13 protein-coding genes are annotated in these 13,878 nt (G+C 35.5%); 7 read left to right on the forward strand and 6 right to left on the reverse strand.

The annotated features are described in order from the left end of the window. The first annotated feature begins 4 nt into the window (after positions 1–4). Genes F1003_RS08800 through F1003_RS08810 form a run of 3 tightly spaced genes read left to right on the forward strand, consistent with a single transcriptional unit; the run spans position 5 to position 3,868 of the window. The gene (locus tag F1003_RS08800) at positions 5–1,291 is read left to right on the forward strand and encodes a hypothetical protein (RefSeq protein ID WP_155089012.1); all 1,287 of its coding nucleotides are present in this window, start codon (positions 5–7) and stop codon (positions 1,289–1,291) included. Then, the gene (locus tag F1003_RS08805; protein WP_155089014.1) at positions 1,284–3,044 is read left to right on the forward strand and encodes a DEAD/DEAH box helicase; all 1,761 of its coding nucleotides are present in this window, start codon (positions 1,284–1,286) and stop codon (positions 3,042–3,044) included. Before F1003_RS08800 ends, F1003_RS08805 begins: the two co-directional genes overlap by 8 nt. Next, a complete protein-coding gene (locus tag F1003_RS08810) occupies positions 3,044–3,868 on the forward strand; it encodes a protein NO VEIN domain-containing protein (protein WP_155089016.1) in 825 nt (274 codons plus the stop codon). The genes F1003_RS08805 and F1003_RS08810 overlap by 1 nt, the downstream gene beginning before the upstream one ends. A 9-nt stretch (positions 3,869–3,877) precedes the next feature. On the opposite strand, the gene F1003_RS08815 is transcribed toward F1003_RS08810, so the two are convergent. From F1003_RS08815 to F1003_RS08835, 5 genes are all read right to left on the reverse strand, one after another. Next, positions 3,878–4,567: a DNA adenine methylase gene (locus F1003_RS08815; protein ID WP_162306939.1), complete on the reverse strand. Its 690-nt coding sequence runs from the start codon at positions 4,565–4,567 to the stop codon at positions 3,878–3,880. Positions 4,568–4,645: 78 nt separating this feature from the next. Next, positions 4,646–5,974, reverse strand: coding sequence for an aspartate kinase (locus F1003_RS08820; RefSeq protein WP_155089019.1), 1,329 nt, complete (start codon positions 5,972–5,974; stop codon positions 4,646–4,648). A gap of 123 nt (positions 5,975–6,097) precedes the next feature. Further along, positions 6,098–6,802 carry a DNA adenine methylase gene (locus tag F1003_RS08825; protein WP_155089021.1) on the reverse strand — a complete coding sequence of 235 codons (705 nt, stop codon included), beginning with the start codon at positions 6,800–6,802 and terminating at the stop codon, positions 6,098–6,100. Beyond that, positions 6,799–8,106: a branched-chain amino acid transport system II carrier protein gene (gene brnQ, locus F1003_RS08830; protein WP_162306940.1), complete on the reverse strand. Its 1,308-nt coding sequence runs from the start codon at positions 8,104–8,106 to the stop codon at positions 6,799–6,801. Before brnQ ends, F1003_RS08825 begins: the two co-directional genes overlap by 4 nt. Then, entirely contained in the window at positions 8,107–9,657 is a 1,551-nt protein-coding gene (locus F1003_RS08835; protein ID WP_155089023.1) for a serine hydrolase, read from the reverse strand. Positions 9,658–9,866: 209 nt separating this feature from the next. On the opposite strand from F1003_RS08835, the gene F1003_RS08840 reads away from it, so the two are divergent. From F1003_RS08840 to F1003_RS18460, 3 genes are all read left to right on the forward strand, one after another. Continuing rightward, entirely contained in the window at positions 9,867–10,643 is a 777-nt protein-coding gene (locus F1003_RS08840; RefSeq protein WP_155089025.1) for an alpha/beta fold hydrolase, read from the forward strand. 79 nt (positions 10,644–10,722) lie between these two features. Next, positions 10,723–10,962: a DUF1660 family phage protein gene (locus F1003_RS18455; protein WP_235898304.1), complete on the forward strand. Its 240-nt coding sequence runs from the start codon at positions 10,723–10,725 to the stop codon at positions 10,960–10,962. 81 nt (positions 10,963–11,043) lie between these two features. After that, positions 11,044–11,271 carry a DUF1660 family phage protein gene (locus F1003_RS18460; RefSeq protein ID WP_235898305.1) on the forward strand — a complete coding sequence of 76 codons (228 nt, stop codon included), beginning with the start codon at positions 11,044–11,046 and terminating at the stop codon, positions 11,269–11,271. Here the strand turns inward: F1003_RS18460 and thiL are convergent. Next, the gene (gene thiL, locus F1003_RS08845) at positions 11,268–12,314 is read right to left on the reverse strand and encodes a thiamine-phosphate kinase (RefSeq protein WP_155089027.1); all 1,047 of its coding nucleotides are present in this window, start codon (positions 12,312–12,314) and stop codon (positions 11,268–11,270) included. The two genes, F1003_RS18460 and thiL, sit on opposite strands and share 4 nt — an antisense overlap. A 108-nt stretch (positions 12,315–12,422) precedes the next feature. Here thiL and F1003_RS08850 point away from each other — a divergent pair, with 108 nt between their 5' ends. Beyond that, a complete protein-coding gene (locus F1003_RS08850; protein ID WP_155089029.1) occupies positions 12,423–13,877 on the forward strand; it encodes a choice-of-anchor B family protein in 1,455 nt (484 codons plus the stop codon). Position 13,878 lies beyond the last annotated feature (1 nt).

Consider the following 13,878-nt stretch of genomic DNA (forward strand, 5'->3'; position numbering starts at 1 on the left):
AATAATGAAATTAGGATATACACTCCCTGAAATACAACAGCATTTCACTGACTTAATTCTTAACAAAGAACGCGAGAGCAAAGATAAGTTTCATGTACCTGTTAATGGAATCCCAGAATTGACTGAGGTTTATGAAGTACCTCTTGACCTACCGCGATATAGACTAAACAATACAAGAACTATTGCGCTTCAAGAACAATATATTGCTAGTAATGATTTAAAGGAAGATTACTTTGAAACAAATTTATTATCTGATAAACTACAGGAAATACAACACGGTTTTTTAACAAAATTAATTAAGAGAAAAGGCTTGAAAGAATATTTTCAAGATGCAAAAAACATTCAAACAGACCCTCTAATTCTGACTCATGAAGGATTTGTTATATCAGGAAATAGACGTTTGTGTACATTTAGAGAACTGTATTACAACTCGGAAAATGGAATGTCAAAATACAAGCATTTCGAGAGAATTAGAGTTGTTATTTTACCTAAAATAACAGAAGAAAAAATTGAATATATTGAAGACTATTTTGAACAGCAACCCGATATTCAAGATGAATTCACCTGGACTAATAAAGCCTTAGGTTTTGAAAAAAGGCTTAAAAAGCATGGTTATTCTGTTAAAGATTTAGCTAATAAAACCAATGTCAAAAAGTCGAGTATTGAAGCACTACTAAATAAACTTTCATTAGCAAAAGAGTACTTAGACTTTAGAGGTAATTCCAAAGCTTATGATATAATCGAAAATGACGAATATGCATTTAATGAATTATTGAAATCTAGAAAAAAGTTTTTAGATAATCCTGTGCAAAAAGATATTTTCCAAAAGCTGTCATTTATAGCATTGAAAAATCAAGATCAAATAAGTGATAGAATGTATAAAAATATTCCTGTAATTCAGGAAGTAATAGAAGACATACAAGAAGAAATAGAAACTGAGTTCTCAAATGAAATAGAAACAATTGAATACGACAACCCAAACACAGACTTATTCTCAGAAATTAATATTGATAATGATAATAGTTTCGGTGTATTAAAAGTAATTGAAAATCAAGAGAATGAGAACTCTATATTTTCGATTGTGTTAGACAAAGTTGACGAACACAAACTACTAAAGCGAGAAAAAAAGAGAAAACAAGAGGTTTTGATCAAAATACAGAAGGCCAATAAAGAATTAAATGGAGCCTACAATATTGTAAATTCAGAAACGAGTAAAGATGGAATTGAGAAACAACTAGACAATATAGAGAATGTTGTAACTAAGTTAAGGGATTGGTTGACAAATGATTGAAATTAACTATATAACAGATAAGCATAGATGTAGGATAAGTAATATTAATGATCCTAATTGGGACCACATAAAACTTAGCTATTCTGAAATATCAGATGACTTTGTGACCAGTACGAATTCGATTGATTTACCCTGGCATTCTTTTATTTCTAGCTTTAAAACTCTCAAGTATTTTATTCGAAAGTTTAATATAGAGTTAAAAATTAATGACAAAACATTAGGCTTAATTAAAGAATCTTTAGAAAAAAGATCTTCTTACATTAATATTAATGATTTTGAAGGTATCCCTGAAAACAAAGTACAAAATATTCTTATTGGAAAAGGATTCAAAAGAAATTTAAAAGCACATCAAGAAAGAAATATTTCGATTTTAAGTAGATTGAACTCCGGTGCTACATTTTCTGTTCCTGGAGCTGGAAAAACCACCGAAGCAATTTCATTTTATTGGTTAAAAAGAAAACCTAATCAAAAATTAGTTGTTTTATGCCCGAAAAGCGCTTTCCCAGCTTGGGAAGAACAATTTGTTGAATGTATTAAAGAAAAGGTTTCAATAACAAGACTCACCGGAGGCAAAACCAATATTTCCAAACTGTTAAGAAATAAAAGTGATGTATATTTAATAAGCTATCAACAATTCATTTTAGTGACTGATTTAATATCAGCCTTCTTACACGAAAAGGAAAGTTTCGTCTTTTTAGATGAAAGTCATAGAATAAAGGGTGGTGATTATTCGCAAACAGGCCAAAAGGTTCAATCTATATCCCATTTACCCGTTGGGAAATTAATTATGTCTGGAACCCCTATGCCAAATAAAGAAATGGATTTAGTTCCTCAATTTAAATTCTTATTTCCTGAACAAGGAGGTATAACAGCTGAAAATGTTACAAGTTTAATTCAGCCAGTATACGTTAGAACTACTAAACCTGAACTTGGATTAAATAAGCCTAAGATTTTAATTACACACATTCCATTTACTGAACCTCAAAGAAGGTTGTATGACCTAATAAGAAGTGAAGAATTAAGGAAAGCCGAAGGGTTAAATAAAAATGATAAGTTTTACTTAAGAAGATTAGGGCGCAGTTATATGAGATTGCTTCAAATTTCCAGTAATCCATCTTTATTGATTGGAAAAATAAACGGTTTTAGCGATGAACTTAGAGATACTATTGAATTCGGTGATAGCGCTAAAATTGAATATGTAATTTTCAAAACTAGAAAATTAGTTCGTGAAGGAAAGAAAGTTTTAGTTTGGTCTGGTTTTGTAGAAAATGTTGAGTTGATTGCTAATAGATTAATTGATCTTGGCGCTAAATATATCCATGGAGGTGTCGAGGCAGGAAGTGATGAGGAAGAACAAACTAGGGAGTGGATAATCAAAGAATTCCATGACAATGATAAATGCAATGTTTTAGTTGCGAATCCAGCTGCTTGTTCAGAAGGTATAAGCTTACACACTGTTTGCCATTATGCGATTTATTTAGATCGTGACTATAATGCCGCTAGATATCTTCAGTCTCAGGATAGAATACATAGACTTGGTCTACCACCTAATACAGAAACAACTATAGAAATTCTATTTAGCCCTGACTCAATCGATGAACGGATAGATTGTCGTTTAAACCACAAGATACAAAGAATGGCAAATGTTCTAAATGACCCATCTATCAATGTCGAAGCAGAAATTGTTGATTTAGATGAAACTGGGTTTTCTGAAAAAGATGCTGAAGATTTATTAAACCACTTAAGAGAATAATGTTTTCAGTAAGTACTATATATTCAGCTAAAGATTTTCTTTGCTTAGCGAGCAAAAATACCTTAACTACAAGTGAATTTTTATTATCCTTCAAAAAATATCAATTTGATACTGCCACAAATGTTTTAAAACTGGTTACTGAGTGTGGTTGGATTCACTTAGGTATTGATGGCCAAATAAAATTATCTAAGAGAGGAGAAGTTATTTCAAAACTTAATTATCGATCTGCATTGGTAAAACAATTAGAAGATATGATTCTCATATACAACCCAAATTGGGCTTCATTTCTTACCAAAGGAAGGTCTGAAACCATAAGGTTTTTACCAGATGAACCTAAACAATGTTTTAAAGAAGCAGGTTTTATGGGCGATTTAACCAGTGAATTAATAGATGTATGGGATAGATTATCACTGGCATATCGGAATTATAGTAATAAGCAAAAATTAGAAACCGGTAGGATTGGTGAACGACTAAGTTTGGAGTATGAAACTAAAAGAACCGGTATTAGACCTACATGGCAAGCTATTGAATCCAATTTAAGTGGATATGATTTACTTTCGACTGTAAGCAAAGAGGATAAATCTTTTTTGCTTATTGAAGTAAAAAGCAGTACCTCTAAACTAAATTATGCCAAATTTTATTTGACAAAAAATGAATGGAAAGTTGCTCTTAGTAGCGAAAATTACATCTTGCATCTTTGGGTTTTACATTCTCAGACCGAACATTATATTATACCTTTTAAAAATCTGGAAGAGCATATATCTCAGAATAAAGGTGACGGCGAATGGGAGTCTGTTTGCATACCCTTTAAGTCGGTTTTATAGTTACAAGTGCTAATAAACGAATAGTTTTTCTGTTATTCTCTTTGTGCCCGTAGTGGCCTTATCATAACGTAAATTTGTTTTTGCTACTTTTTCCCAAACACAAATAAAGTCACTAGGAGCTTGAAACTCACTCACAAACACAAGGTGACCTGCTTTACTTTGTTCTCTACACCAGTCCCAAAATTGCTTATGGTCAAATTTTAAGCTATACTTCGTTGTGGCTGCATAAGGTGGATCACAATAGATAATACTGTTTTTTGGAATCTCTAAATCTGTGTAAGATTTACAAGAGAGTTTCACTCTTTCTAGGTTGGGTACTTGCTTGATGATATTACGATAATGTTCGCCCCAATAATCGCGTTTCCCAATTTTATCTCGTCTATAACCTGCAAACCACTTTGCGCCAAATGAATTAAAACCTACGTAACCCAATAAATAATCTGGATATTCTTCTCGGTTATAGCGCATATGTTGATATTCATCATATGTTATAGATTTAGGAGGATCCCAATTGTCATAAATCAATGCTTGCCACATAGCCATGAGTTCCTTATGTTGGTCATTAGCAATACGGACACCATCTACTTTGTCAATCATGTTCATACCTCCAGCAAATGGTTCAATATAGACTTGATTTGGCCGTCTATCTTTTAATATAATAGGTAATAAGAATTTAGCGAAGCGAGCTTTGCTTCCCATGTATTTCATAGCATTATAAATTTAGGAAAGCACAATATTATAAGAATTTTATTAGACCATCAACTTTTACACCTTATTCTAAACTCCTACAACCTCACCCTCAAAAACATAACGCTGTAACTTCTGCAAGGTTTCCAGTTTATCACTGGTATTGACCAACAGTGAAATGTTATTGTTGCTACCACCATAGGCAATCATACGTACATTAACATCTTGTAGCACTTGGAAGAGTTCTGGCGTATCAGGGTGGTAAATAATGTGGTGACCAACCAGGCAAACGATGCTCATATAATCGTCAATTTCTACTGTGGCGAATTTTTCGAGTTCTTCAGTAATGGACTCTAAATGTGTGGTGTCATCTATGGTAAGTGAGACTGCGATTTCCGACGTGGTAATCATGTCTATGGACGTTTCGTATTTTTCAAACACCTCAAAGACTTTCTTTAAAAAACCGTGCGCCAGCAACATACGTACCGACTTTATTTTTATGGCTGTAATACCGTCTTTTGCGGCAATGGCCTTAATACCTTCGCCATGTACTTGGTTAGTGATTAACGTGCCGTGAGCATTTGGAGCCATGGTGTTTTTTAATCGTAATGGGATATCTACACTTCGCACTGGCATTACGGTCTGTGGATGCAATATCTTGGCACCAAAATAAGCGAGCTCCGCAGCTTCGTCATAAGATAAATGCGAAAGCGCTTTAGTGTCATTCACGTAGCGTGGATCGTTATTGTGAAATCCGTCGATGTCTGTCCAGATTTGAACCTCATCGGCTTCGATGGCAGCTCCAATGATGGTAGCTGTGTAATCGCTTCCGCCACGTTGCAAGTTGGTGATTTGCCCTTCGGCATCAAGGCAGATAAAACCTTGGGTGATATAGATGTCAGCGTCTTCAGAAGCTTCAATTAAACGATTTAAGTTCTGCTTTATGTAAAAATTATCAGGTTCATTGGTGGCATCAATCCGCATAAAATCCAAGGCAGGTAACAATTGGGCCTTAAAGCCTTCCTGTTGTAACAAACGACTGAACATAAACGTGGATAACAATTCACCATTGGCTACAATATTATTGTGTAGCAATTGGGAATAAGGTTGGTTCACGGATTGCAATAAAAATTGAAATCGTGTATTCACATAGTCGCTTACCTCTTTACGAATTGTTTGGTTTTGTAGTAAATCGTAAATGACACTGTTATAGGTTTCGTTTAGGGCATTAATATTGGCTTTAGCGGTTTTAAGATCACCTGCTTCTATTAACTGTGAAATGTCAACCAAGGCATTCGTTGTGCCAGACATTGCGGATAGCACTACAATTTTCTGCTCATCACTGCTTATGATATCCTTAACGTGATTCATATTGACAACCGACCCAACCGATGTGGCTCCAAACTTATATACTAACATGTACTTTAATTTTAGGGCGCAAATGTATATACCTAAGTCTTGATTTGCATATAAATGCAAAAATTAGTTCAATTTTTTACAGAATGTTAATTATATAACAAATCAAGTAGCGTAAGTGTAGGTTTAGTGGTTATAAACAAACAGTCGCTCCACGCTTTCTTTAGTCGATAGATTTTCAGCATGCCAGGAAAAGGTGGTTTTTGATCCTTTTTCCCAAATACATTCAAAATCTTCAGGTGCATTATACTCACTTATAAAGACTTGGTGACCTGCTTTGCTTTGTTGGCGGCACCATTCCCAAAATTGGTCGTGATCAAACCTGTCTCTGTATTTGGTTGTAGCCGCATAAGGTGGGTCGCAATAGATAATGCTATGTTCTGGAATATCCAAGTCTAAATACGATTTACAGGACAACATAACACCTTCTAGATTCGTGACTTGTTTGGTGATGTTTCGGTAATGCTCAGACCAATAATCGCGCTTACCTTGTTTATCGCGACGGTAACCTGCAAACCATTTGCCACCAAACGAATTAAATCCTACATAACCGACTAAATGCTTTGGGTATTGGTCTTGATTGTATTTAATGTGTTTGTATTTTTCTTCACTGACGGATTTTGGCGGATCCCAATGGTCATAAATCAAAGCTTGCCACATGGCCATGAGTTCTTGATGTTGGTCGTTGGCAATCCGAATACCATCTACCTTGTCTATCATATTCATGCCACCTGCGAAGGGTTCGAGATAGGGTTGGTTAGGTTTTCTATCTTTCAGAATAATAGGCAATAAGTCTTTGGCAAAGCGTGCCTTGCTTCCCATGTACTTCATTCCACAGACTTTTTTTTAGGTTTCACAAGAAATGTAATAAAAAATGTCAAAAACGCTGGCACTACCCATCCTAAGCTATGTTTGGCAAAAGGAATATAACTTGTAAGTTCTGCTAGACCTTCAGACGGATTTAAAAAACCAATCACATCTGGAATACTGAACACAAAGGTTACTAAAACTACAGCTCTAAATATTAATGAGGTTGAAAATTTTTCTGGTAACACATTCAATAAAATCAATACAATAGTGATGGGATAGATAAATAGCAACACTGGTATTGCCACCATTATAATAGAATTAAAATTTAGCTGTCCAACGACAACTCCGAGAATACAACCGAAAATTGCCGTCACCACAAATACCGTTTGCGAATTGTTAAACAAACCTTTAAAATAATCTGAAGCACCCGCAATAATACCAACAGCTGTTGTAAAACAAGCCAATGAGATGAGGATGCTCAAAACGGTGTTTCCAAATTCTCCCAAGGATTTTATGCTGATATCGCGTAGTAAATTGGCGCGTTGCATGTCGTTGCTCAATTCGGCATTAATGCTAATTTCCGAACTGTAATACGCACCAACGGCAATTAAACCTGCATAGATGATAAAGAGTCCAAAACCAGCAATAAAACCCGATTTTCGAATTAAGGTACGCTTAGAGCTGTATTGCTCCACTTCCATATTTTTGAAGTTGAGTGACACGATAATCACAGCACCAACCACAACAGCTCCAATGGCATCAAATGTTTGGTAGCCTTCTAAAATTCCTGAAACCAATGGTGCTTCAAATTGTGAAATGCCAGTTGTAAATTCTGAAGAAAACAAACCTATTCCGATCACGGCCAAAAGCATTAATACAATAAATGGTGTCAAAAACTTTCCGATAAGATTCAAGATTTTTGAACGGTTCAATACAAAGACTAAAACAAGCGCAAAATAAATGGCACTGGTTAATAATGGACTTGTACCAAATGCTGGATGAATAGCTATTTCGTGCGTGGCAGCTGCTGTTCTTGGCGATGGAATAGCAACCGAAATGATATAGATTAAAACACAATAAATTAAACTAAACGTTGGCGATACTTTTTTTCCGAAGTCGTACAAGGTGCCTTGTAATCTTGCGTGAGCGAGAATACCAATAATCGGAATCACCACGGCTGTAATCATAAATCCGATGGCTACCCAAAACCAATCGTCTCCAGCATTATAACCCAATAATGGAGGTAATAGCAAATTTCCCGCTCCAAAGAATAAAGAGAATAGGGCAAAGCTGGTAACTAAAAGTTCTTTCCGTTGAATGTTCACTTAGTTGGTTTTAACAAGTTCTAAATCGTGAAAATCGAAACTGAAATCGGTAATGGGTGCAATATATTTCATAGTTGCTGAAACGGCTTCCCCTTTTTCATTAAATGTAAACATTACAAACACATCGGCATCGTAACTTCTATCGTTCCACTTAGCCACATAGATTGTGGCGTTGTAAGGCAACAATTCACCAAATAATCTTGAAGAACGTACGGATTTAATTTCATAACCATTTTCATCATGCGAAATGATGATATCTCCAAACCAATCATCGGAATACGTCCCAACAATTTGTTCTGGTTTTGGCAATTTTGGACTGTCTTTTATTTTTTCAACTTGTGCAAAAACCTCAGCTTTTATGCTGTCGTTATATTTTAAATAACCTGAATTTCTTTCACCATAAGATTGTATCCAATTTCGGTCCTCATAGCCTAAATACGAATCTTTAATGGTATTGGTAATCGTATTGAAAGCGTTACCGTTCATTTGATTGGTTAACACCACAATGGCCAAATCCAAATCGGGAATCATGGTAAACTGTGTTACAGTCCCTATGAGTCCTCCTGTATGATACACTTGTTTATGTCCACCTTTTACATCGGTTAAAAACCAACCTAACCCATAACCTTTAAAGTTGGAATCGTAAGGATCATTTGCACGAACTCGTAACGGTGTTTGCAATTGCCAGAGCTCGTGGAATTGATCTTCGCTCAATAGGCGTTCTCCGCTTTCCGTTACCGCACCATTCATTAAAAATTTTGCCCAAGTTAACATATCTGGAACATTACTCACAATACCTCCTGCTGCATTTGCCGTTGGACTCCAGTCGTGCGGAATTTGAATCACTTCTCCTTCTGCTCGTGTATGTGCATCAATAATATTCGATTTATCGGTGACTCTGTTGTAGGATGCTTTGGAAGCATTCATCCCAACAGGTTTCATGATTTTGGTTTCGATGAATTCTTCCCATGATAATCCGCTAACACGTTTTAAAACCTCACCTGCGATAATGAACATATTGTTGTTATAGGCAAATTGACTTCGGAAAGAACTTTCAGGTTCTAAGTATTTGACTCCTTTAATGACATCATCAACATCAAAATCGTTCCCTTCTGGGAAAAACATTAAATCTCCTGCTCCCAATCCCATGCCGCTTCGGTGCGTTACCAAATCTCTGACTGTGAAATGTGCTGTTACCCAAGGATCGTATAATTGAAATTCGGGAATATGTTTCCTCACTGGGTCGTCCCAGTTGAGTTTGCCTTCGTCAATCATCATGGCCAAAGCAAAGCAGGTAAAACCTTTACTGTTAGATGCGACTCCAACCAAGGTTTCGTCGGTCATATCTTTTTTAGTGGTTAACGAACGGACTCCATGACCTTTTGAATATACCACGTCACCATCTTTTAATATACCGACTGAAATACCTGGCACTTCAAACGTCGTTAAGGTTTCCTGGATGAGTTTATCGAGTTGTTGATCTTGAATTTGAGCATTAATGCTGAATGCTGAAATGATAATTATAAATGAAAGAATTTGTTTTAAATTCATAAATAGTATCGGTTTATGTCATTTCGAACGTTTGTGAGAAATCTCACAACACATAACCAAAAGATTCTTCGCTTTGCTCTGAATGACAAATTTGATTTGAATTAATTGAAAAATATATACGCTCTTCGTATTATTAGAATACGTGGTAAATATAACAAATATGAAAGCGATTCTGTTGCGAACCAATTTCAAAAATTATCTTTGCAGCTATGATCTTGAAACACAAAAACATTTCAATAAATTATTCGGTTGAAGGTGAAGGTGAAGCCGTAGTTCTACTGCATGGCTTTCTTGAAAATTTAAAAATGTGGAATGATTTAATTCCTGTTCTGTGCAAGAATCACAAGATTATTAGCATCGATTTATTAGGTCACGGAAAAACGGAATGTTTAGGCTACGTGCATACTATGGAAGATATGGCAGACGCTGTCCACGCTGTTTTGTTTCAACTTAAAATAGGAAAAGCAAAATTTGTTGGTCACTCCATGGGAGGTTATGTGGCTTTAGCTTTGGCTGAAAAAGAACCTCAACTGTTTAATGGGTTGTGTTTAATGAATTCCACCTTTGAAGCTGACGATAAAGAGCGCCGACTTTTAAGAACAAGAGCCATAAAAATGGCAACTACCAATTATAACAATTTGGTGCGCATGTCTTTTGCCAATCTCTTTGCTCCCGAAAGTAAGTTAAGATTTAAGCAAGCATATGATATCGCTCTGCAATCAGCCCTTCAAACACCAGTACAAGGCTACATTGCAGCACAAGAAGGGATGAAACGGCGACTGAATCGTTTTGAAGCTTTTAAAGCCATAAAAGGTGAAAAGCTTATTATCACGGGAAAGAAAGACACCTTAATCGATCCTGAAACGATAGCCGAAAAAATTAGTAATACTTCAATCGTACAAGAAGAACTTTCCGAAGGCCATATGAGCCACATTGAAAATAAATCAGAATTAACTTACATTATTAAACATTTCATCGAAAAATAAATCCTTTTAACGTTTTTTGCGTCTTTTTTTTTTAAGTTTATGCACCTAAAGAAAAAGCTCAATTAATAAATCTACTATTATGCCTACTAAACTTTACTGCGACTTTTTTGGCCATAATTATCAAATGACGAAAAAAGTTACCAACCACGTTAAAGAATACACTTGTAAGTGTTGCAAAAAACAATTGACCACAAATAGTAATGGTAAACTCACAGAATTAACTCCAAAATTTCAAGAGATTAACTCAGCCTTAGAACGTATATATAACAATAGGATGATGCGTTTAAAGCAAAAAACAATCAGTTCATCGATTTGTTGATTGTTAATAACCTGTGAATAAGTAGTTTTCTTATATTGAAGTCCTAACCGATCTTAATCTCTATAAGACTACTAAGCTAAAATGAAAAATGTTTACTGCTCATTATTTGGACATGATTACAAAGTTTCAAAAGTTGTAACCTATCATGTTAAAGAGTACAAATGCAAACACTGCAAATCCGAAATGACTATTAATGGTAGCGGAAAATTTATTCCGTTGACGCCAAAGTTCAAAGAAATTAACTCGGTATTAAATCGAATTCACACCAAACGATTAGAAAGAAGTCAAAGACTTTTAATGTCTAATTAATCATTAAGTGCGTTCCACCCTTTTGCAATAATCGGGATTTTTTCTTCTGCTCTTGTCACCAAGTGCATACCTCTTTCTTCCTCGGTCATATAACCAATTACGGTTAAATTAGGATTACCTTTAATTTTTGGAAAATCCTCTTGGGAAATCGTCATCAACAATTCGTAATCTTCCCCACCATTTAAGGCTACCGTTGTGCTATCTATATTGAATTCCTCACAGGTTGAAATTACCTGAGGATCTAGTGGAATTTTATTTTCATACACATCAACTCCAACCTTACTTTGTTTGCAAAGATGAATTACTTCAGACGATAAGCCGTCGCTGATGTCTATCATACTCGTTGGTTTTACATCAAGCTGCTTCAAAAGCTCAACAATATCTTTGCGTGCTTCAGGTTTTAATTGACGCTCTACTATATATGTGTACATGGATAGATCGGGTTGCGAATTAGGATTGACTTTAAACACCTCTTTTTCGCGTTCTAAAACCTGTAAGCCCATATATGCTCCACCAATATCACCAGTTACTACCAATAAATCGTTTGGTTTGGCTCCAGACCTCAATACTTCATTTCCCTTTTCTACTTCACCAATTGCAGTAATAGATATAATTAGTCCAGAGGTTGATGACGTAGTATCGCCACCAACAACATCAACATTGTATAGTTTCGCTGCCGTTGAAATACCAGCATACAATTCTTCTAATGCTTCTAAAGGAAAGCGGTTAGATACTGCTATAGAGACAGTAATTTGTGTAGCCTTGGCATTCATAGCATAAACATCTGAAAGGTTTACCATTACAGCCTTGTACCCTAAATGCTTTAGTGGCACATAACTCAAATCAAAATGTACTCCTTCTACTAACAAATCTGTTGTAACCACGATTTGTTTTTTTCCATAGCTTAAAACAGCTGCATCATCACCAATCCCTTTTATGGTTGATTTTTGTTCAATCTTAAAATGTTCTGTCAAATGCTCAATGAGTTTAAACTCACCTAACTCACTCAGTGGAGTTCGCTTTGGGTTTTTGTCTTCTATCATAGTGCAAAAATATTATGCTTTTTTAAATAATTGCGTGCATATTGGCGTTAATTGTAAAGCATTTTTATTGAAGTGCAAAAATTACTGTAAATTGCTAAAAAAAAGAATATGAAATTTACTGCCCTTTGTAAATCGCTTTGCCTTACTATTTTCTGTAGTTTAATAATGATATTTTACGGTTGCTCTAGTGATGAGCCTAGTAGTACCAATACCGATATAGATAGTGATGGTATTGCCAATACTTTAGATAATTGTATGTCTGTTGCTAACGCTGATCAATTGGACACAGATAATGATGGTATGGGTAACGTTTGTGATGACGATGACGATGATGACGGAATTTTAGATGCTGATGATAATTGTCCTTTATTTCCAAATCCAAACCAAGAAGATGCTGATAATGATGGTATAGGTGATGCTTGTGATGACAGTACAATTGTTCCACAGTTTCCCTGTATTAATGGGTTTGCAAATGGTCATCCATGCGATGGATTTGATTTAATGAGTCAAATTCCTATTGATGTGCTAGGAGGCGCTGGTGCAGAGGGCAATGATTCTTGGGGATGGACAGATCCAGAAACAGGAAATGAATATGCATTGATAGGCACTTCTACAAATGCTGCGTTTGTTGATATAACCGATCCCTCTAATCCGATACTTTTAGGAGTATTGCCAACTGCTACCTCTAACAGTCCTTGGAGAGATATTAAAACGTACAACAACCATGCTTTTATAGTAAGTGAAGCAGGAGGACACGGTATGCAGGTTTTTGATTTAACACGACTAAGAAATGTAGCCAATCCGCCAGAAACCTTTACCGCAGATGCTACTTATACAGGGTTTGGAAGCGCACATAATATTGTAATTAATGAAGATAGTGGCTTTGCTTATGCTGTTGGTTCTGATACATTTGGTGGAGGACCTCATTTTGTAAATATTCAAAATCCTACTTCGCCAACTGCAGCCGGAGGTTATGCCGATGATTCATATTCTCACGATGCCCAAGTGGTGACTTATAACGGCCCTGATTCAGATTATACAGGAAGAGAAATATTGATTGGAAGTAATGAAAATGAGGTTGTTATTGTAGATGTTACGGATAAAAGCAATCCCACCCAAGTCTCAACGATAGGTTATGATAATATAGGCTATACACACCAAGGTTGGTTTACTGATAATATGGAATACTTTTTATTAGGTGATGAAGTTGATGAGATTAACTTTGGCATCAATTCAAGAACGGTTGTTTTTGATTTTAATGACCTTGACAATCCAATTTTTCACATGGAATATTTAGGCCCAACTGCTGCTATTGACCATAACGGTTATGTAGTAGGCAATACATTTTATGTTGCAAATTATACTGCTGGTGTAAGAGCTATTGACATCTCAAATTTAGCCTCAGGTATCATGACTGAAACAGCTTTTATTGACACTTACATTCCTGATGATAACACAGCTTTTAATGGTGCCTGGAATATCTATCCTTTCTTTGAAAGTGGTAATATTGTAGTAAGCGATATTGATGGTGGTTTATACATCGTTAGACCAAGTAGCCAATAGA

The sequence above is a fragment of the Winogradskyella ouciana genome, assembly GCF_009709615.1.
Lineage (GTDB): Bacteria > Bacteroidota > Bacteroidia > Flavobacteriales > Flavobacteriaceae > Winogradskyella > Winogradskyella ouciana.

Bases quoted from the DNA above. Each gene is read 5' to 3' on its own strand.
- F1003_RS18460 (WP_235898305.1), top strand. From the start codon at position 11,044: ATGAAAAATGTTTACTGCTCATTATTTGGACATGATTACAAAGTTTCA.
- F1003_RS08825 (WP_155089021.1), bottom strand. From the start codon at position 6,802: ATGAAGTACATGGGAAGCAAGGCACGCTTTGCCAAAGACTTATTGCCT.
- F1003_RS08815 (WP_162306939.1), bottom strand. From the start codon at position 4,567: ATGGGAAGCAAAGCTCGCTTCGCTAAATTCTTATTACCTATTATATTA.
- F1003_RS08805 (WP_155089014.1), top strand. From the start codon at position 1,284: ATGATTGAAATTAACTATATAACAGATAAGCATAGATGTAGGATAAGT.
- F1003_RS08840 (WP_155089025.1), top strand. From the start codon at position 9,867: ATGATCTTGAAACACAAAAACATTTCAATAAATTATTCGGTTGAAGGT.
- F1003_RS08835 (WP_155089023.1), bottom strand. From the start codon at position 9,657: ATGAATTTAAAACAAATTCTTTCATTTATAATTATCATTTCAGCATTC.
- thiL (WP_155089027.1), bottom strand. From the start codon at position 12,314: ATGATAGAAGACAAAAACCCAAAGCGAACTCCACTGAGTGAGTTAGGT.
- F1003_RS08800 (WP_155089012.1), top strand. From the start codon at position 5: ATGAAATTAGGATATACACTCCCTGAAATACAACAGCATTTCACTGAC.
- F1003_RS08820 (WP_155089019.1), bottom strand. From the start codon at position 5,974: ATGTTAGTATATAAGTTTGGAGCCACATCGGTTGGGTCGGTTGTCAAT.
- F1003_RS08850 (WP_155089029.1), top strand. From the start codon at position 12,423: ATGAAATTTACTGCCCTTTGTAAATCGCTTTGCCTTACTATTTTCTGT.
- F1003_RS08810 (WP_155089016.1), top strand. From the start codon at position 3,044: ATGTTTTCAGTAAGTACTATATATTCAGCTAAAGATTTTCTTTGCTTA.
- F1003_RS18455 (WP_235898304.1), top strand. From the start codon at position 10,723: ATGCCTACTAAACTTTACTGCGACTTTTTTGGCCATAATTATCAAATG.